Annotated in this window: 17 protein-coding genes; 7 read left to right on the forward strand and 10 right to left on the reverse strand. The window is 43.1% G+C overall.

Going from position 1 to position 18,454, the window contains the following annotated elements:
- Window positions 1–7 precede the first annotated feature (7 nt).
- From CDO33_RS14165 to CDO33_RS21715, 3 genes are all read left to right on the forward strand, one after another.
- Entirely contained in the window at window positions 8–1,093 is a 1,086-nt protein-coding gene (locus tag CDO33_RS14165; RefSeq protein ID WP_202849486.1) for a lipid II:glycine glycyltransferase FemX, read from the forward strand.
- Window positions 1,074–2,159 (forward strand): alanine racemase, encoded by a 1,086-nt coding sequence (gene alr / locus CDO33_RS14170; protein ID WP_103080919.1) that lies wholly within the window; start codon window positions 1,074–1,076, stop codon window positions 2,157–2,159. Before CDO33_RS14165 ends, alr begins: the two co-directional genes overlap by 20 nt.
- 181 nt (window positions 2,160–2,340) lie before the next feature.
- Window positions 2,341–2,520 (forward strand): Spo0E family sporulation regulatory protein-aspartic acid phosphatase, encoded by a 180-nt coding sequence (locus tag CDO33_RS21715; protein WP_161496464.1) that lies wholly within the window; start codon window positions 2,341–2,343, stop codon window positions 2,518–2,520.
- A gap of 89 nt (window positions 2,521–2,609) precedes the next feature.
- Here CDO33_RS21715 and CDO33_RS14180 read toward each other — a convergent pair whose 3' ends face one another.
- From CDO33_RS14180 to pyk, 4 genes are all read right to left on the reverse strand, one after another.
- Entirely contained in the window at window positions 2,610–3,854 is a 1,245-nt protein-coding gene (locus tag CDO33_RS14180; RefSeq protein WP_103080917.1) for a glutamate-5-semialdehyde dehydrogenase, read from the reverse strand.
- Between the two features lie 19 nt (window positions 3,855–3,873).
- Window positions 3,874–4,698 carry a glutamate 5-kinase gene (gene proB / locus CDO33_RS14185; RefSeq protein WP_103080916.1) on the reverse strand — a complete coding sequence of 275 codons (825 nt, stop codon included), beginning with the start codon at window positions 4,696–4,698 and terminating at the stop codon, window positions 3,874–3,876.
- A gap of 316 nt (window positions 4,699–5,014) precedes the next feature.
- Complete coding sequence (locus tag CDO33_RS14190; protein ID WP_103080915.1) at window positions 5,015–5,260, reverse strand: hypothetical protein; 246 nt, start codon at window positions 5,258–5,260, stop codon at window positions 5,015–5,017.
- 89 nt (window positions 5,261–5,349) lie between these two features.
- Complete coding sequence (gene pyk, locus CDO33_RS14195) at window positions 5,350–7,104, reverse strand: pyruvate kinase (protein WP_103080914.1); 1,755 nt, start codon at window positions 7,102–7,104, stop codon at window positions 5,350–5,352.
- Between the two features lie 592 nt (window positions 7,105–7,696).
- Here pyk and CDO33_RS14205 point away from each other — a divergent pair.
- The 3 genes from CDO33_RS14205 (at window position 7,697) to CDO33_RS14215 (ending at window position 10,456) form a co-directional block, all read left to right on the forward strand.
- Entirely contained in the window at window positions 7,697–9,055 is a 1,359-nt protein-coding gene (locus CDO33_RS14205; RefSeq protein WP_103080912.1) for a PFL family protein, read from the forward strand.
- Window positions 9,056–9,206: 151 nt separating this feature from the next.
- Window positions 9,207–9,476, forward strand: coding sequence for an ACT domain-containing protein (locus tag CDO33_RS14210; protein WP_103080911.1), 270 nt, complete (start codon window positions 9,207–9,209; stop codon window positions 9,474–9,476).
- Window positions 9,477–9,958: 482 nt separating this feature from the next.
- On the forward strand, window positions 9,959–10,456 hold the full coding sequence (locus CDO33_RS14215; protein ID WP_202849485.1) for an RNA polymerase sigma factor: 498 nt from the start codon (window positions 9,959–9,961) through the stop codon (window positions 10,454–10,456).
- A gap of 295 nt (window positions 10,457–10,751) precedes the next feature.
- Here the strand turns inward: CDO33_RS14215 and CDO33_RS14220 are convergent, their stop codons facing one another.
- Complete coding sequence (locus CDO33_RS14220) at window positions 10,752–12,116, reverse strand: DDE-type integrase/transposase/recombinase (protein WP_207655289.1); 1,365 nt, start codon at window positions 12,114–12,116, stop codon at window positions 10,752–10,754.
- Window positions 12,117–12,390: 274 nt separating this feature from the next.
- Here CDO33_RS14220 and CDO33_RS14225 point away from each other — a divergent pair, with 274 nt between their 5' ends.
- Complete coding sequence (locus tag CDO33_RS14225; protein ID WP_103083047.1) at window positions 12,391–14,376, forward strand: PD40 domain-containing protein; 1,986 nt, start codon at window positions 12,391–12,393, stop codon at window positions 14,374–14,376.
- Window positions 14,377–14,842: 466 nt separating this feature from the next.
- Here the strand turns inward: CDO33_RS14225 and CDO33_RS14230 are convergent, their stop codons facing one another.
- The 5 genes from CDO33_RS14230 to CDO33_RS14250 form a co-directional block, all read right to left on the reverse strand.
- The gene (locus CDO33_RS14230; protein WP_103083046.1) at window positions 14,843–15,523 is read right to left on the reverse strand and encodes a S24 family peptidase; all 681 of its coding nucleotides are present in this window, start codon (window positions 15,521–15,523) and stop codon (window positions 14,843–14,845) included.
- 305 nt (window positions 15,524–15,828) lie between these two features.
- Window positions 15,829–16,164, reverse strand: a complete 336-nt coding sequence (locus CDO33_RS14235; RefSeq protein WP_103083045.1) for a branched-chain amino acid transporter permease — start codon at window positions 16,162–16,164, stop codon at window positions 15,829–15,831.
- Complete coding sequence (locus CDO33_RS14240; RefSeq protein ID WP_103083044.1) at window positions 16,161–16,859, reverse strand: AzlC family ABC transporter permease; 699 nt, start codon at window positions 16,857–16,859, stop codon at window positions 16,161–16,163. Before CDO33_RS14240 ends, CDO33_RS14235 begins: the two co-directional genes overlap by 4 nt.
- Before the next feature lie 171 nt (window positions 16,860–17,030).
- Complete coding sequence (locus CDO33_RS14245) at window positions 17,031–17,318, reverse strand: hypothetical protein (RefSeq protein WP_103083043.1); 288 nt, start codon at window positions 17,316–17,318, stop codon at window positions 17,031–17,033.
- 357 nt (window positions 17,319–17,675) lie between these two features.
- Window positions 17,676–18,410 (reverse strand): DUF1638 domain-containing protein, encoded by a 735-nt coding sequence (locus tag CDO33_RS14250; RefSeq protein ID WP_161496603.1) that lies wholly within the window; start codon window positions 18,408–18,410, stop codon window positions 17,676–17,678.
- Between the last annotated feature and the right edge of the window lie 44 nt (window positions 18,411–18,454).

The following is an 18,454-nucleotide window of genomic DNA, read 5'->3' on the forward strand; positions in this document are numbered from 1 at the left end:
AGCAGTTTTGAAAACATACATAAGCGATAATATTGAAGAATATAAAGAGTTTTTATTGTCACACCCGAAAGGCCATTTTATGCAGTCTCCGGAATGGGCTGCGGTCAAGTCGGAGTGGACCAGCAAGATAATAATCGCCAAAGATGATAACGGCACAATAAAAGGGGCTATGAACATACTCATAAGGAAAATACCCTTTTTAAATTATACAATGATGCTGTCCTCCCGGGCTCCCGTGTGTGATCCTCATGATGCCGAGACCATCAGGGCCCTGGTCGACAAAGCAAAAGAGCTGGCACGCCAGCATAAATCCTATGTGCTTATGCTGGAACCGGATGTGGAAAAGGAAGACAGGGAATTTGAGCGTATTTTAACTGATTTGGGTTTTAAGATAAAGAGTCAGACCAAAAACTTCGAGGGTATAAATCCTCGTTTTGTTTACAGGCTGGATGTTAAAAACAAGACCGAAGACGAGCTTTTGATGAGCTTTCATCAAAAATGGAGGTATAACATCCGTCTTGCCCAGAGGAAAGGTGTTGAAATTAAAATTGGTACAAGGGATGACATCCCGGAATTCCACAAAATAATGGTGGAAACCGGGGTCAGGGACAATTTTGTCACTAGAAGCGTCGAGTACTTCCAGAAGATGTACGACTGCATGGCTCCTGAGCATTTAAGGCTATATCTGGCATACTATGACGGTAAAATCATCGCCGGTACCATAACCATCATGTACGGGAAAAAATGCTGGTATCTCTACGGAGCGAGCGGCAACGAGCACAGGAATCTGATGGCTTCTTACCTTCTCCAGTGGGAAGCTATAAAATGGTCTGTAGAAAAGGGCTGTGATATATATGATTTCAGGGGAGTATCCGGTGACCTGGATGAAAAAAATCCTCTGTATGGAATATACAGATTTAAAAAAGGGTTTAACGGATATCTGGTGGAGCTGATAGGAGAAGTTGACTATATATTCAACAAGCCTGTATATTTGTTGGTGGAAAAAGGGTTCAAGCTATTCAGGAAGATAAGGTCCAAAATTTATATGCTGAAGCATAAAAAAGAGGGTCAGAATGAAAACACTGGTGATTGAAAAGGAAAAACTAAAGCATAATATTGATATATTAAAATCCATGACGAGTTCAACCATTATCGCCGTTTTAAAAGGAAACGGTTATGGCCTGGGCATAGTGGAATTTGCCCGGTTTCTGCTGGATAACGGGATAGATTATTTCGCTGTATCGGAGATAAGCGAAGCGATAAAACTCAGGGAAGAAGGCTTTGAAAACAATATACTCCTTCTCACCCCTGCCAGCAGTGACGAAGAAGCTGAGACTATAGTCCAATACAACATAATACCTTCCATAGGTTCCTTGAATTCTGCCACTTTGATAAACGAAGCCGGAAAACGCCTCGACAGGATAATTGACGTCCATCTGAAAATCGATACCGGCTTCGGAAGGTTTGGTTTTATCTGGAATTCCATAGGAGACTGTCATTCCTTTTTGAAATCTTTGGAGAATATAAGGATAGTCGGAACCTATTCCCATCTGTCCTTTTCTTTCTCCAAGAAAGCAAAGTTGATACAGGTGCAATATGAGAGATTTCTAAAATGCGTTGAAGGATTGAATCAAAACGGTATTAGGACCGGCATGCTGCATATAGCAAATTCCTGCGCTTTTTTGCAATACGAGAGCATGCATCTTGATGCTGTGAGAATCGGTTCAGCTTTTCTTGGCAGGATACCCATCGAAAACAAGTATGGCTTGAATAGGATCGGGTACATGAAATCCAAAATAATAGAACTCAAAGAGCTGCCAAAAGGATATTACATCGGATATGCCAACACATACAAAACCAAGCGGCCAACCCGTATCGGCATAGTTCCGGTTGGATACAAGGACGGGTTTGGAGTGGAGAAAACAAAGGATACTTTCCGGTTCCTGGACATACTGAGGTATATCTATCATGACCTGAAGCTATTTAATAAAAGAATATATGTGCGTGTAAAGGGCAAAAAGGCTAAAGTCCTTGGACGCATCAGCATGTATAATATCGTTATAGACACTACGGATCTTGATGTAAGCATCGGCGACGAAGTTTTACTGGATGTCAATCCTGTTTTGATCGAAACCTCCATCAAAAGAGAGTACTTATGAAAAGGTTCAATTCTGTAACCAATTTTTTACTTAATAATTTGTTAAAAAGTACTTGTTATTTTCTGTAAGTTGATGTAAGATATTCATTAGTGTCGCATAGATATTCAAGATATGCTTAAATCAGTTAAGTTTAAGCCAGTTTATAATTTGATATTATTTGATGGAGGAGGTACACCAGGTCATGTCCCCGCATAAGTCTAAATCTTCTCTATATGAGAAGATTTGCGTTCTTAGAGTGGAATTGGAGCGCTTGCTTGATAAAGAAAGTACGAGTTCGATCAACGTTCTGAAATTGAGCAAAGAGCTGGACAAATACATAGAAAGTTATTACAAGTTCCAAGGTATCACACAAAATATATAATGAGTTGCATTTAATTTTTCTCCCCCCCCCTCTTTAATCTCCGACTAAAAGTGCCAATACTTTATAATAATAAAGAAAGGACAGATAAATTATCTTATCTGTCCTTCTCCATATATGATATATTTTATTGTTGTAAGCTCTTTTAACCCCACCGGTCCTCTGGCATGAAGCTTTTGATTGCTTATCCCTATTTCCGCTCCAAATCCAAATTCCCCGCCGTCGGTAAACCGGGTGGAAGCATTGACATAAACAGCTGCGGCATCTATTTCATTTAAAAACCTCTGAGCCTTATTATAGTTAGTTGTAACAATGGCCTCTGAATGTTTCGTACCATGTCTGTTTATATGATCGATGGCTTCATCTATTCCTCCTACCACCTTAACCGCAAGGATGTAGTCCAGGTATTCCTTGTCCCAATCTTCCTCAGCAGCAGGCAAACAGTCACTATATATGGCTCTGGTCCTTTCGCATCCCCGGATCTCCACATTAAGTCCCTGCAAAGTCTTAAGAACCTTAGGAAGAAATTCCTGGGCTACCGCCTCATCCACAAGCATGGTCTCAGCCGCATTGCATACACCAGGCCTGCTGGTCTTGGCATTTACTATTATCCTTTCGGCCATATCGAGATCCGCATCCCCGTCCACATATACATGGCAATTGCCGGTGCCCGTTTGAATTACCGGCACGGTGGAGTTTTGCACCACCGAATTTATCAGTCCTTCGCCACCTCGCGGTATCAAAACATCTATGTACTTGTTAAGCTTCATCATGCGGGCTACCGTCTCCCTGCTGGTATCCTCGATAAGCTGCACTGTACCTTCAGGCATTCCGGCCTCCGCCAAAGCAGTGTCGATAACTGATATGATCGCCTTATTGGAATTTATAGCTTCACTTCCACCCCGCAGGATAACGGCATTTCCTGATTTGATGCATAAGCCTGCTGCATCCACTGTTACATTGGGTCTGGCCTCGTAAATCATTCCGACAACCCCTATGGGTACTCTTTTCTGACCAATCTGAAGCCCATTGGGGCGCTTCCACATGGAAACAACCTCACCCACCGGATCCGGAAGGGCAGCAATCTGAAGCAGGCCTTCCGCCATGGCGGCTATTCTCTTTTCGTTTAAGGTAAGCCGGTCTATGAGCGCTCCTTTTATGCCCCTGTCAACAGCATTTTGAACGTCTATTGCGTTTGCTTCCAGTATCTTTGCCTTTTCCTTTATCAAAAGCTCCGACATCTTTTTTAAAGCATCATCCTTTATCAAAGATGAAAGGTTGGCCAGCTTATAGGATGCCTTTTTCGCCTTTTCTCCCTTGAGGATCAGCTCATCCATACCATAACACCTCCTGCCTTTATTTTGCCGATTTGGAAAGAAATAAAGAACCGATGTCCTTGCCATTTATTATGTCCATGATAATCTCAGGATTATCTCCGTTGGTCAAAACCATGTTTACGCCGGAAGAAGTGGCTATCTTCGCAGCATTCAGCTTTGTGATCATGCCGCCGGTTCCCCTTTTCGTGCCTGCTCCTTCGGCACATTTTTCTAACTCCGGTGTTATCTCCTCTATCACGGAAATCAGTTTTGAACACTCATTTTTCCGCGGATCGCAATCGTAAAATCCGTCTATATCGGAAAGTATGATCAGCAAATCCGCCTTTACCAGCTTTGCAACGATAGCCGACAAGGTATCATTTTCACTGAAGGTATCCTCCTGTCCGGCTTTTATTTCTTCCACAGAAACAGAGTCATTTTCATTTACTATCGGGATTACGCCCTTTTTTAGCAGCTCTTCAAACGTATTTATTACATTCTCCCGTCCATAATCGTTGCTCAGTATATCCCGGGTAAGAAGTATCTGACCTACTATATGCTCATATTCCAGAAAAAACTTGCTGTAAATATGCATCAGCTCGCATTGTCCTACCGCAGCGACAGCCTGCTTTTCCCGTATATTATGGGGGCGCTCCTTTAGTTTGAGCATCCCGACCCCTACACCGATGGCTCCGGATGATACAAGTATGACTTCTCTACCCTGGTTTACCAGATCCGACAGCACCCTGGCCAGCCTATCAATCCTGGTAAAATTCATTTTTCCCGTATCATAGGTTAAGGTGGAAGTCCCAACCTTGACAACTATTCTCTTGGCGTCTTTCAATTGCTCCCTTATATTCGCCATTTTCCTGATACCTCACATTGCAGCAAAATTGCATTCTAATTCCTGAAATACCGCCTTTTGGCGGCAGTTCATCATGAATGCATAATCATACATTAACAAGATTTGTTATCTATGATTTAACATAATATATCACAATAAACCTCAATATTCAATAAAGTAAAGAAAATTCTTCCTGTAAGCAAAAGACAAATTAACACGATGTTCCGGCAACAGCCTTGTCCGGTGGGGATTAGCCCCCTGCCCCTTTTGAGACGAAGAGAGCCCAAAACACAGCCAAGTTTTAACCAGCCTTTATAAAGTGCATCAATTGATATTGTCAGCGTGTCGGTTCGGTTACACTATCTATGCTTCTTTTTTCGTACTGATTTTTTATGCTGCCATCCCGTCCGCTTCCGGATTCCTTCTCCTGTTTTTTGTCCTCAAAAAACCTAAAAATGCTTACAATGTTTTTTCCGCTGTTTCTAGAAGACAGCAAGGCATAATCATACCCTATCAGGAAACCGATTATTGCCATGCTTAAATAAAGCACAATCATTTTCTTTGTGACTAGTCCTTTTAGCATGCACATTACCTCCTGCTGGTAAGTGTTTGCATCGAAAAGGAATATTATTCAATATACCAGCAGGAACAGTGCAAAATGACGTACACCTTTTAGTTCTCAGCGTCTGCACCGTAACATACAATGCCCCTGTCGGCATCCACGGTTACCACCGAACCGCTCTTTAATATCTGGGTGGCATTATCGGCCCCCACAATCACCGGAATATCTAAAGCCAACCCCAATGTAGCAGCATGGGAGTTTGTTCCGCCTTCCTCCACAATAAGGGCGGAAGCCCTTCTGGCGATAGGAATTATATCATTGTTTGTAAAGGGCAGCACCAGTATCTCTCCATCGACAAACTTCTCGTTTGCCTCCTCAAAGGTCCTGGCAACACACAGCTCCCCCGTAACTGATCCTGAACCTATACCCGTACCCTGCACTAAAACCTTACCTACTATATGCACCTTCATGATGTTTGTAGTTCCGCTCACCCCTATTGGAATACCAGCGGTGATTACCACCAGGTCTCCATTGCGGACAAGCCCCGACTCCAGCGCCTTTTCAATTCCGGAGTCAAACATTTCATCTGTAGAAGACGCATAATCAACCAGGTATGGCAAAACCCCCCAGGACAGTGATAACTGGCGTTGTACTCTCGGGGAAACGGTTGTTGCAATAATCGGGCAGTCAGGTCTGAACCGGGAAATCATCCTGGCGGTATGTCCTGACTTTGTAACCGTTATAATTGCCGCTGCCTTGAGGTCCTGAGCCGTAGTGCAGGTTGCATGGCCTATGGCGTTGGTTACGCTTGTAACTATATCTCCTCTGAAGTCGGAGAAACGCCTCCAATAATCAATGGAGCTTTCTGCCTTTTCTGCTATTCTTGACATCATTTCAAGGCTTTCTACAGGATACCTTCCTGCTGCGGTTTCGCCGGACAGCATTATAGCGCTGGTACCGTCATAAATGGCATTGGCTACGTCACTGGCCTCAGCTCTTGTCGGCCTGGGATTTCTTATCATTGAGTCAAGCATCTGGGTTGCAGTAATGACCGGTTTGCCATTGGCATAGCACTTTTCTATGAGCATTTTCTGAGCGATGGGCACTTCTTCCACCGGAATTTCTACTCCCAGGTCTCCCCTCGCCACCATAATGCCATCGGCTACCTTGATTATTTCATCAATATTCTCTAGTCCTGTACGGTTTTCGATTTTGGCGATAACCTTTATATCGGCGCCGCCGTTTTTCTCCAGAAGCTTTTTGATATCCACGACGTCGTCGGCTTTTCTTATGAAAGAAGCTCCTATGAAATCAAATTCATTTTCGATTCCAAACTTTATGTCTTCGATATCCTTTTCCGTTATCGACGGAAGACGTACTTCCACGCCCGGAACATTGATTCCCTTCCTGTTTCCTACAACACCACCGTTTATTACGGTACAATAGATATCCTTGTCTCTTATCTCCTCAACTCTGAGCTCCACCAGACCATCATCGATCAGTATGCGGCTTCCTTTGGTGACATCTTTGTAGAGATCCTTATATGAAACCGAAACTCTGCTTTCATCTCCCAAAATGTCATCATGACAGAGTATGAAGGTTTCTCCCGGCTTTAGCTGCACTTCTCCTTTTTCAAAGATGCCAGTGCGGATTTCAGGTCCCTTGGTATCAAGGAGAAGGGGAATCGGCAGACCAAGGCTGTCCCTTACCTTCTTAAAAGTGTCTATTCTTTTCTTATGTTCTTCATGGGTGCCATGGGAAAAATTTATACGGGCGACGTTCATTCCCTTCAGCATGAGCATTCTAAGTACATTTTCATCATCTACCGCAGGTCCTAATGTACAGATTATTTTTGTTTTTCTCATATTTCCTCCATCCTATTACTAATAAAAAGAACGTAAAATTTAACAATGCAATAAGCTAATACTACATCATTGTACTGGAAAATAAAGGTTTTAAGGCTCCTTCAACTTCCTTGCGACGAATAAATCAATCTGTTGAAACTGCGCAAGAACATGGTAGGTATATTTATGAGCCAACTTGCCGCACTTCGGGTAAAGCCGTCTTTCGGCAAGCACTTCCACATAATGCCAAAAACAAAGTAGAACTAACCTATAATAATCGTCGATATTATAGCATAAGCTGCATCTGCCTGCAAGCAGCACATGTATATATAGGCCTTTCCTGTCCCCGGTAATGCCGGATTGTATAAGACAGCATCCATAACCGGATATAAATAAATCTTTAATTAACACTTTGGACCGACTCCTTAAAATCTAAGGCATATCATCAATATGATTATCATCTTATACACAGGGTTTTCGCTTTTCACCTAATACATAAAGACTAAACTCTCACTTAAATGTAGATTTTTTAACAATATGCTGGCAAGTGCAATCAAAAAAGTGTAAAATAATTTACATCAGTAAATTATTAAAGTGCAACGAGGTATCAAAAATGATAAATGCAATGGAAATAATTGAAACAATCAAAATGATACAGGAAGAAAATCTTGATATCAGAACCATTACCATGGGTATTTCCTTGAGGGATTGCATCCATCCCGACGGAAAAATCGCATGCGAAAAGATTTATGACAAAATCACGCGGCGTGCCGCCAATCTTGTCAAAGTCGGAGATGATATAGAAAGGGAATTCGGTATACCTATAATCAACAAAAGGATATCCGTTACCCCCATTTCCATAATAGCTGAAAGCAGTGATGAGGAGAATTATGTCAAGTTTGCACAGGTTCTGGACAGAGCGGCTGACACTGTCGGAGTGAACTTTATCGGCGGGTTCTCGGCGCTGGTTCATAAAGGCTACACGCCTGGCGATCGAAAGCTTATAAGCTCCATCCCCGAAGCGTTAAGCTCCACAAAAAAGGTATGCGCTTCCGTGAACCTGGCAACGACAAAGACCGGTATCAACATGGATGCGGTAAGGGAAATGGGACAAATCATAAAGAGATCAGCCGAGCTTACCGCCAGCGAAGGCGGAATGGCATGTGCAAAGCTTGTGGTGTTTGCCAATGCACCGGAAGATAATCCTTTTATGGCGGGAGCCTTTCATGGCGTCGGAGAGCCGGAATGTGTGATAAATGTCGGTGTAAGCGGGCCGGGAGTAGTAAAATGTGCCCTGGAGAAAGTAAGAGGCGCAGACTTCGGAACGGTAGCGGAAACCATCAAGAAAACCGCGTTCAAAATAACCAGAATGGGACAATTGGTGGCACAGGAGGCATCCAGAAGGCTTAACGTGCCTTTTGGAATAGTGGACCTGTCCCTTGCCCCGACTCCGGCTGTAGGGGACAGCGTTGCCCATATCCTCGAGGAAATGGGTCTTGAGAAATGCGGTGCCCCGGGCACTACAGCCGCACTGGCTCTTCTGAATGATGCTGTCAAAAAGGGCGGAATAATGGCATCCTCCTATGTAGGCGGTCTGAGCGGTGCCTTTATCCCGGTAAGTGAAGACGCCGGCATGATTGACGCGGTAGTCAAGGGAGCATTGTCCATTGAAAAGCTGGAAGCCATGACCTGTGTATGTTCGGTGGGCCTTGACATGATAGTGGTTCCCGGAAGCACCAGCGCTGAAACAATTTCAGCGATAATAGCCGATGAGGCGGCTATCGGAGTGGTCAACAACAAGACGACAGCGGTAAGGATCATACCGGCTCCGGGTAAAGAGGTAGGAGACATTGTTGAGTTTGGAGGATTGCTCGGCTCAGGTCCGGTCATGGAAGTCAACCGCTTCCGCAGCGATGAATTTATAAAGCGCGGCGGAAGGATTCCCGCGCCCATACACAGTTTGAGAAACTGATTTATGGATTGTCTAAATAAAGCAAAAGCCTTAGAGACGATTGCATTTGTATCACATGCTCCAGTGGATGTGGATAATGAAAAGCAGAGCATGAAATGAAGTATAGGACATTATCGAAAAGAGAACGCACATATGCGAGGAGGATTTTTTAATGAAAGCAGTTATAACGGTGATAGGCCAGGACAAGGTTGGAATAATAGCGGCAATAAGCAAAATACTGGCCGATAGCAACATAAACATACTGGATATAACCCAGACCATAATGCAGGAAATATTTACAATGATAATGATAGTGGATGTTTCCGGGTCAAATATAGAATTTTCAGAGCTGTCTGAAAAGCTGGACCAAAAGGGAAAGGAGCTAAACCTGACCATCCGGATCCAGCGTACGGATATTTTCAACTCAATGCACAGGATATGATAATTTCCCACCCGGGTAAGGCAGCAAACTGGGCAAACCGGTTTGCTGCTTTTTTCCTGTTTTTCTGATGTGTGAAGCTTTTCTTTTAGCATTTGCTTCTATGCTGTTTGCCTTTGTGCAATGTATGTAATTTCTAATAGAAAAATAAGCAACACACCAAAGAAAAGGCTTGGACTGCTAATCCCTGCTTGCACTGAAAACGGCGGCAATTTCTGAAGGCTGCATCTTAAAGCTCTGAAATTGACCTTTTATTATAATTTTAATTCAGCTATGGTACGATTAAAACATTAAAGATGATGTAGAAATTTATTTAAAAGATATGAGTTTCAATTCCAATATGGGCAAATTTTAAGCAAAAGCAGCAAAAATGCCCCCTTAGCCCCTTCCGGAATAATTCCTGTAACCTTAGAAAAATATATAAGATAATGTGTTACATTTCCATCCATCTGGCGTCTATATAGAGTGAAAGGGGGACAATACCGGTGCACCTGAAATTTATTGACCTTTACGACCGATATTTCGACGACATATACCGCTATACATATTTTAAAACCGGAAACAAGTGGGAGACCGATGACCTGGTAAGTGAAATATTCACAAAAGCCTACGAAAATTTCAGTTCCGCCAAAGGAAGCTACAAAGCATGGCTTTTCACCATAGCAAGAAACGCGATTACCGATCATTACCGGAAGAAAAAAGAAGTAGTCTTGGGAGACGATATGGATTTATATACATATCCTCATACCTTTGAAGAGGATTTGGAAAAGGATGAGGAATTAAAATGCCTTAAAAGCTCCCTCAAAATGCTTTCCGGAGACGAGCTGGAGATAATCAGCCTGAGGTATTTTTCAGACATGAAGTATGGCGATATAGGAAAAGTCTTGGGAAAGTCGGAAGACGCGGTGAAAATGAAAGCATTCAGAACCATAAAAAAATTAAAAACCTTGGTAAATAACTTGGTAGTGTCAAAAGTTCTATGAAAGAATAAAATTTTGACGCCAGAAATGAGAGTATTTACCAAATATGCACATTGGAAACCAAATAAGCAACAAGAAAAACCATGGGAATATAATACCTGTGGATTTGATGGATAACCCGCCCGAGGCATGGATAACAAGTGGATAAAGCATTGGCAACGAAAAGCGTGTTGCCAACACTTTATCACACAAGTTACCCACACCCCTCAAATCAGCGGGTTACCCACAAACTCCACAGGTTCGGCGGCGACTGTTTTGCTATGCTATGCTACAAAAATAAGAGGATGAATTTCGTTCCTTAAGCAGATTGTTGGGCTTTGATGTATTCTTGGGACATTTTAATGAGTGTAACCCACCTGGCAGGCATATTAGGCCGGTCTTTGAGCTCTTCTAAGACCACCGGCACCCTGCCTTCCAGAGAGGAATGAGGCCTTAGGAAGTTGAAGTAGGCTACAAACAGTGTAAGGAAGGATACTGAACCTGCATAGTTGTTAAAACCGTTGGTGGGTCTGTAGTTTCCCTTGAAGGTGCGGTTTAACCTTTCGATGATCTGCTTTAAAGGCCTGTATTCTTCGGAGATAGGGTCGTCGTTGGTAAGACCGATTACCTGCTTTATGTCAAAGTGGATGCCGTACTGGGCGAAATAGTGTTGAGCAAGCATGTAAATAGGGTTCCCGTCAAAGATCAGGGTAAGATCCTCAGGAAGCTTATCGAACTTGGACAATGCTTCGTCAAGAGCATAAATTGCAGCTTTAACATCACGGTTGGCAGAGACGGGGTATGAGAGGATAATCTTCTTTACTGCGTCGAATATAAAGAATACGTAATGCCATTTGCCCAGAACCTTTATGTACGTCTCATCCCCGCAGATGGAATCTGAGAGATCATACTTGTAGTTGTCAATGAAGGGTTTAATGTTTGTGGCAACAGCATCGGCATAATTTGATACCGACTGATGAGAAACACTTACACCATGTACTTCACGCATAAGGGCAGCTGTCATCCGGGTAGAAAGGCCAAAATTGACATGGTATGTAAGTATCAGCCCCAGGACGTGAGGAGAGACATAAAGCCTTGATATATCTACACTCGGAGGCTGGGAAGGCTTTCTTACCAAAGGCTCAAAGTCAATATCAAACTCCCTGTAGATGTAATGGAGCTTGAAATCATGTGGAGAAGACTTGTAGCGCTGCTTGTCTTCCTCGGACATGGAATTGAGCCTGTCAAGGTAATAGGGGCACTTGGAGTTGGTGCACTTATGTACGTTGAAGTCCTTACGCTCTTTCTTAAGTTCCAGTGTCCTTCCACAGTGGGGGCAGAGGAAGATGAGATTTTTTAGGTAACGGTTTTTCTTGTTGAAAGTGCACTTGCAGACTTTGCATAAGTACTGGCCTTTACCACCGGTATTGTCGTAAAGGTATTCATGAGGAGCTCCACATCTTGGGCAGGCCATAGTATCAGGGACTGTAGAAGCTTTTCTCCTTGTAATAGGGGTTATAAGCTTACCGGTTTCCTTGAGATGATTTGAAATAAGCTGCTTATAATCAAGCTTCTCAAGTGTCTCAATAATCGGCATGGTATCCACCACAAGCTTGCGGTAAGGCTTCCTAACAGGCTCATCGTAGTACTTGCGGACGGATCCTTTACTAAAGAGTGCACACATGAGGTAAATGATAATTTTAGCTTGTATTTGAATGTATAGTAGTAAAACTGTTATAATGTTGTTCAAAGGTACTTAACTCCTTTCTTTGGGGGTTGTCCAGCAACAACATTATACCAAAAAAAGGGCAAGTACCTTTGCCTTTCTATACATTCTTAATTTCCAGTTAAATGAGGGTAAAACCCTTAATAATATAAAAGCAAGTAAAACCAAGGGTTAGAGGTCAAAAGCATATCAAAACTTTTGACACTACCAATAACTTTATGGAGGGAAAGAAATGAAAAGGATGGAAGACATGGACCTTGACAGGGCCTTTGAAAAGATCAAAAATACACTGCCGGTTAACCATGATCTTAAAAGGGAGTTGAGGAAAAATTTTATAAAAAAGCGCAAGCCGAGTTTGTGGAAAAAGTTGGCAGCTACAGCTGCTGCAGTGGCCGTAATCAGCTCTGCTGTTTTCTGGACAAACTATGATCCGGTGGAAAGGGTGAGCGCCGCCGAACTAAATATTCAAAATCATATATCTTTTGTTGACATAGGCAGCAGCCAGCCTTTACATGTCAGTGAGCATAACGGCAAATTATACATGCCGGTCTTTGGCGAGGGGATTTTCATCTATGATGGCAAAGGGTTTACAAAAATAAACGATGAGGACACATATTATTTAAGAGTATCCCCCGACGGCAAGCAACTGGTATTTTCCTCCGACGGAGTTTTGAAAACACTGGATATGGCATCGGGGAAAGTAAATGAAATACTGAAGGGAGACGGAGCGGAAATCTATTATGAAGAACCCTCATGGGTAGACGACCACACAATATTATATGTAAAAAAAGAGATCCAGTTCAACGATACCCACGGTTTCACAGTGAAAGAATCCGGAATCTACAGCCTTGATTTAATTACCATGAATTCAGTCAAGTTGACCGACGGTGAACATCCATCCCACGTAAATGGCATGAATTCAGTAGTTTTTTCTCGGGATGGCAAAGTAATGTTTTTAAATTTGAAATCCAAATCCGAAGAAATTGTTGATGACGGAAGATTTCCGTCGGTATCTCCGGACGGCAAATATATCGCTTATGTAAAAACAGAGACCTCATCCAAGGAAGTGGCGAAAAACGCCCGTATTGACGAAGCCATAGAGGACATTTGGATAGCTGATACGACGGACTTTTCCGTTAAAAAGAAATTAACTGCCAACTATCCCCATTATTTTATAAGTGCCGATGAGTGGGCAGGCAGCCTGGAACCGTCAGACGTCCCTCAGGTTCTGGAAATACCGGGCACCTACAGCTACTATGAACCCACATGGAGCAGCGATTCCAAAAGCATATACGCTGTCAAAAGCTCCAGCGCACAAGAGTCAGGTGAAGCAGGCAACAGGGTCATGCGCATAGACCTTGCTCCTGAAACAGTATCCCCAGCTAATACGGTCAGGAGATATTTGCAGGCTTTGATCGCAAGGGATGATGATTATGCCAAAAGCCTTATGAAGGAGCCCCCGGAGATACTGACCATATCAAATCCCCACCCGGTGGGATACAGAATTACCGATGAGGGTACAGAAAACGGCAATAGCTATGTGGATGCCGAAGTCTACTGGAGCTATACTGCCAATCCCTATTACCAGGTGATTAAGTCCAGGTATTATCTTACGGCAGGTGCCAGTGGGTACATCATAGACAGCATAAAGGAAGACAGCACCATCGAAGTGTATGAAAGGGAAGGCTCCGTATATATAGCCCAGAGGGATGACAAAGAGGAAATCTTCAAAGAATCCGATATTCCAGCCGAATACCTGGAAGGCGACAGCTTGAGGTTGGCTTCCCTGGCTTATAACCCTGACAGCGATAGCATAGTTTTCGCCTTGCAGTTGATGGATTCCGTCAAAGGCGATGCCATCATTAGAATAATGAGCTACAGCAGAAAAGCCAAAAGCTTCCAGCTTATAAACGATGTAAAGGCAAATGACGGTGTGGATGATATAGGCGCTACCGGCCTCACCATGGATTCCGACGGGAATTACGCCGCTCTGGATGTCTACACCCAGTCCGGTGAAACCTTCGGCAGAAACGCATATGCTTTCGATCTGAAAAGTGGTGAGAGCAAAGATCTGTCCGCCCTGTTTACTTCTGAAAGCGCTGAAAACATCAGCACCAACTTCTGGGATGAGGGAAGGCTTGTGATTTCAGCAACCATAGACCAACAGACCGTCAAATGTGTGTATGACCCGGAAACCGGAGAAATGAGCAGCTTTTAAGCCGAACCTCTGACAAGAAGCCGCCCCGCGCCCGGGCCACCAGGGATATATCCTTACGGACGAGATGAGGAAAAATCTTCTGACGGGAGAATTAAAGCTTCTTTATAAAATAGCTTATATAGCATTATGGCTTTAAGGTCAATGACAATACCGATACCATGATGGTAGTGACTATAATCCTTCAACCATGGTAGCAAACATAATTTCCATACCCAAGGATTCATAGCAGAATAGCATTCATAGCAAAATGACCATGTAATACACTATATAATTAAAGCAGCTTTATATGATGACAGCATTAAAGGCGTGCAAGCCGCCAATCGGCCTGTACGCCTTTAATGCATTATTGCAAAAGATATAAACATCCTTTATAATGCCGGAAACCGCCGTTTAAAAGCACTTCTGGCCAAAACATTTGCTCATTCCTGATACTCCGGCTGCGTAATTTCCTGGGAAATAATATAAATTATAGCTTGATCTCCAGTTTGACCAGTTTTGCCAGCACTTTCAAGCTTTTCTCCGACACAGTTTCCGTGGAAAGCCGCCCATCATTGCTAATAAGCAGGAGCTTACCGCCTTCCAGCTTTTTAATCTGGCGTATTGCCCTCTTTCCCCCATATTCCACCAGGCATATCGCATTGTTTTCTACTTCATGGGCAGCATGAGCAAAGGCGATGTCACCTTTCATAATTCTAAAGCCCATCATATCGTTTTCCTGTATTTTTAGGTAAAAAACCTTGTCCTTGGCATATCCCTCAACCTTGTTGGATATCACAGGAAGCTGCCTGCTGCCTACGACTTTTGTCAGATCATACTCATAAACCGGTACGGTTTTCAGTACCGAATCCAAAGCATCACTCCACATTTCCTGAACTTTATTCTCCTGCGGCTTTACACCAAGCGTAGCCTTTTTAACCACAGCTTTTTCTGGAACCGGCGCTTCTTTTTCTATAGCCAGCATCAGGTCATTTATCTCCTGACCCAGAGCCTTTGAGATTCTCTTGACCAAATCATCGTTTGCTATCCTTTTGCCCGCCTCCAGATCCCTGATAAAGCTTTCATTAACCCCGACAGCTTTACCCAGCTGCTTGTGGGTCATGCCCTTTTGTTCCCTGATCCTTTTTATTTGCGAACCTATTCTGCTCATCCGTATCACCACTTTATATGTATTTGTCGCTCTTTATGTACTTATCACTTTTTTACGTGTTCATCACTTTTTTGGGTTCATTAAGTTTTTGGGTTCATTAAGTCACGGCGTTTGAATAATTTGTTTAATAGACATAATTAGTTAACTGTGTTAAACCTTTTACCAAGCTTAAATATGGATCTATATCATAATCACCGAAAACACAACAAAGCATCGATTTTTCAAATAGTCCAACAGCCTCAGCAAATCAGCCCCTCAGAAGCCATCAAAAATTGAAAACAGCAAAAATGAAAATAGCCAAAACCTTAAGCAAAAACAAGCTGCACCAGCAGCATATAGACCACGGTTCCCGCGCCAATGCTCAGCAAAGTGCTTTTCTTCCAAACATGAAGCAGCACAACACAAGCAACAGCGATGGCTTCAGGGATTCCATAAGGTGCAGCCAGCACCGAAACATCCTTGAGGCAGTATACCACCAGCAAACCTATCGCTGCATAGGGTATCACGTCACCCAGATAATTTATAAATCCGGGTATTTTTTTATTTTTAGGAAACAGTATGAAAGGCAGCGCCCGGGTTAAAATTGTTCCCAGTGAGATAACTGCAACAAGAACAAGCAACTGCTGCGTATTCTGCGTCATTCTCCAGTCCCCCTCTCCACCTGCTTCCTGAACAACGAAAATACAGCTATTATGAGAATCATAGCCGGTATAATAAATCTATCTGCTCCAAACAAAAGCCGGCAGATCAGAGACACTCCCACGCCAACCAGTGCAGGAACATGATTCTTCTGGGCCTGCCACTGGTTTACAAAAATTACCACAAATAAGGCCGTCATTACAAAATCTATGCCTTTAGTGCTAAAAGAAAACATTGAACCCAACATCCCACCGATTGCCGAAGCAGCTACCCAGTAAATCTGGTTGAGCAATGTGACAAAAAACATGAACCAGCCCCTGTCAATACCCTCCGGCGGGTCAGTGGAACACACAATGGAAAACGTCTCGTCAGTAAGTCCAAAAACAAGATAGGGCTTTTTTCTCCCCGTATCTTTGAACCTCTTAAGCATAGACAATCCGTAAAACAAATGCCTGGCGTTTACCATAAGGGTCATAAAAAAAGCATTTACCGGGTTAAAGGCCGTTGTAAACAGATTGACCGCCACATATTGCATGGACCCGGCAAAAACAAATACGCTCATCAGAACCGACCATCCCAAACCGTAACCCTTGCTGCTCATAAGTATGCCATAAGCAGCTCCGAGAAAGAGATATCCCGTCATGACTGGAATCGTATAGGGAAAGGCTGCCTTCAAAGCTTTTACCTTTTGCTGCAACTGCTGTACCCCCTGTAGCTTCTGTCATTTTTATCCGTTATAATTGCATTTCTGACATTATACAGCACGTTCTTCAAAGATGTCAACGAGTTTCCAAAGGCTTGCCTCCTCCCGCATCGCGCCGATAATGATCACTGCATCAGGGGCTCAAAGTTCCGGCCATCGGAAAGCCTATCCCTTGAGAAAGCAGTCAACGCACATTATCTCTCCTTCTTCATCGTCCTGCATAAGCTTTTTCAACTCTTTTCCGCATCGGCTGCAGTGTACTATGACAGGTTCTTCCTCCTCCTCATCATCACATTCCTCATAGTGATCGCAATCCAAATCACAGCCATCAGCTTCACAATCAATGCATTCATCGGAAGGAAACCCAAATTCGCATTCAAACCGGGACTCTCCATTTTCATCGTCAATGACGCTTTTTAGATTTTTGCAGCTTTCACATATGCATTCTCCCATACAATCCCACCTTTCATTTTTCAATAATGCATACACGCTAGACATAATCGCAAATTTGAGCTTAAATTCTTGCATACCAAGGTTTAGATATCTTTCGTTTTATACCCGGATATGCAACTCTCCTGTTTTTATACCCATGTTTTAATTCATTAGCTTTCATACTCAGATTTTCATTTCTTTCGCTTCCATGTCCATATTTTCGCTTTTTTTACTTTCACACCCGGCATGTTATCTTTCTATTTTATATTAATCCAAGCTACAATTCTTACGCTTTCATACCTGGGTTTTTATTTCATTCGCTTTCATGCCCAGGCTTTCACTCTCACTATTTGAACCGATATACATAGGTCAGCCGCATCAGCAAGTGATGATCTTGTCATGGTCATAAACGGGTTTTATAGTCTCTCCAGGCGGCACGACAAGGTATTCGTCCTCGTTCCAGTCACCGTTTACAAGCCCGCGGATCAATCGCATATCCCCATCCAATACCCTTACTCTCTTTCCGATTTCCTCAGCATAGCTTTCAAGTTTTTTCAGGTATCCCAGGTGTTCCGTTTCCGGCACTTTGATGTAGATAAGCTCGTCGCTTTCATTTTTCGGATGCAGCATTTCCCAGAGATACTTTGCATTCTCCTCCCCATATTGCTCCACATATTCCTCATAGGCTTTGTCCAGGCCCAAAAGCTTGCTTGTATCGCTTTCCCTGAGATAGGAGTCTTTTCCTCCCCTTTCCATATATCCGGTGGAACTCCACTCAGCGCTGAGATTATCCTTGAAATATTCTATAAACTTACTCTTGGACCCCAGAAATATGGTACAGCAGTCATGGGCTCTTGGGATTACCAGAGGAATAGAACGGGCAGCAATTCCGGCAGTTCCATTGCCGCAAAGGCCATAACCCAGCAAAATAGCGTCATAACCTCCCGTCTTTTCTACAGAATCAATTTTCTCTTGAATGATCTTTCTCAGTTCATTGGAATTTTCATGGGCGTTTTTGGGTGTAAACTCCGGATCGACAGTATTAGATGTAGCAGCTATCGCCAGGCATGCTTCCCTCAAAAATACCTCACAGCAAATAAGTTTGTACTTCATGCATTTTCCCCCGTTCATTTTACAAAGTATCTGAAAGTCTTTCC

The organism is Clostridium thermosuccinogenes, assembly GCF_002896855.1.
GTDB classification, from domain to species: Bacteria; Bacillota; Clostridia; order Acetivibrionales; family DSM-5807; genus Pseudoclostridium; species Pseudoclostridium thermosuccinogenes.